The sequence below is a fragment of the Mesorhizobium sp. M7D.F.Ca.US.004.03.1.1 genome, assembly GCF_003998635.1.
Lineage (GTDB): Bacteria > Pseudomonadota > Alphaproteobacteria > Rhizobiales > Rhizobiaceae > Mesorhizobium > Mesorhizobium loti.
On the sequence record NZ_RZQG01001146.1, the window covers coordinates 1 to 1,663 of the forward strand.

Annotated in this window: 3 protein-coding genes; all 3 read left to right on the forward strand. The window is 64.0% G+C overall.

Features of this window, described 5'->3' with window-relative positions; genetic code table 11:
* Window positions 1–413 (forward strand): divalent metal cation transporter (locus EN935_RS34910; protein ID WP_206534649.1); only part of this gene is annotated, 413 nt, incomplete at its 5' end.
* A gap of 86 nt (window positions 414–499) precedes the next feature.
* Complete coding sequence (locus EN935_RS34915; protein ID WP_164757763.1) at window positions 500–1,354, forward strand: protein-L-isoaspartate O-methyltransferase; 855 nt, start codon at window positions 500–502, stop codon at window positions 1,352–1,354.
* 108 nt (window positions 1,355–1,462) lie between these two features.
* On the forward strand, window positions 1,463–1,663 hold a 201-nt coding region (locus EN935_RS34920; RefSeq protein ID WP_164771640.1), incomplete at its 3' end, for a dihydrofolate reductase family protein.

Here is a 1,663-nt window from a genome sequence, read left to right on the forward strand (position 1 = left end):
GCCTCAGCATCGCATCGATCCTGTTCGCCGTCGCTCTGCTGGCATCCGGCCTGAACTCGACGGTGACCGCAACGCTTGCCGGCCAGATCATCATGGAAGGCTTCCTGCGCCTGCGCATTCCCAACTGGGCACGCCGGCTCCTGACGCGCGGCCTCGCCATCGTCCCGGTGGTGATCGTCACCGCGCTCTATGGCGAAAAGGGCACCGGCCAGTTGCTGGTGTTCAGCCAGGTGATCCTGTCGATGCAGTTGCCCTTCGCGGTCGTCCCACTGGTACAGTTCGTCTCAGACAAGAAGAAGATGGGCAACCTCGCCATTCCGCGCGGCGTCGCAGCCCTTGCCTGGGTGGTTGCCGCGATCATCCTGGTGCTTAACTTCAAGCTGCTTTACGATACCATATTCGGGGTCGGCTGAGCGCCGCCTCGCCGAGAGCCGGCTGCCCTCTGCGCAGAGGGTAGCCTCGCGACAAATCGGCAATCCGCGCTATGTTCTCCGGCATCATGACCCGGATCGAAGACATCAGGAAATTCTACGCGCGGCTGATGGCCGCCAACGCCTCCTCGCCCGATCCGCGCCTGGAGACGGTTTTCGCCGAAGTGCCGCGCGAAGCGTTTCTCGGTCCCGGACCGTGGACGATCATCGCCGGCAACGGCAAGGTCACGACGCCGAGCGCCGATCCGGCCCACATCTACCAGAACGTGCTGGTGGCGCTCGACGACGACAAGGGCATCAACAATGGCGAGCCGTTCCTGCACGCCATGTGGATCGGAAAGCTCGCACCAAAACCCGGCGAAGCCGTTTGCCATATCGGCGCCGGCACCGGCTACTACACCGCGGCGCTGGCCAGGCTGGTGTCGCCCAGCGGCACCGTCACCGCTTTCGAACTCGACGAAAAGCTGGCCGATCTCGCGCGACAAAATCTCGAAGCCTATGGCAATGTAACGGTCGTCCATGGCGATGCCGTGACGACGCCGTTGCCGGCATCCGACATCATCTATGTCAATGCGGGCGTTGCTGCACCGCCGGCTGGGTGGCTGAAGGCGTTGCGGCCACGCGGCCGCATGATCTTTCCCTGGCGCCCGGCCGAGCGCGTCCCGCTGGCGGTGATGGTGACCCGCACCGAAAACGGCTTCGCCTGCGATCCGTTCATGCGATCGTGGTTCATTCCCTGTGTCGGCGCCTCGATTGCCGACCCTGCGGCGACGATCCCGACGCGCGAGCAGGCCGCGAGCAGCCGCTCGATCTGGCTGGTGCAGGACAAGGCGCCGGACCGCACCGCCACCGCCATCTTCGGCGATGTCTGGTTCTCGTCGAAAAGTCTCGACGCCAGACCGCGCACCGGACCTCGCAAATGACGGTGGCTTGCCAAAATTTCACATGTCCTGTCGGACCGGTAGGCGGTCGCCCGTCCTTGGGTTGAAGTCCGGCCACGACGGCGTGGGTTGAAGAAACGGGAGATTGGAATGAGAAAGATCATCGCTGCGACATTCGTCAGCCTCGACGGCGTCATGCAGGCGCCCGGCGGTCCGGAAGAGGACCCGGTCGGCGGCTTTAAGTTCGGCGGCTGGACCTTCCACTACTTTGACGAGGTGGCGGGCGTGGCAATGGATGAACTCTTCTCCAAACCCTTCGCCCTGCTGCTCGGCCGCAGAACCTACGACATC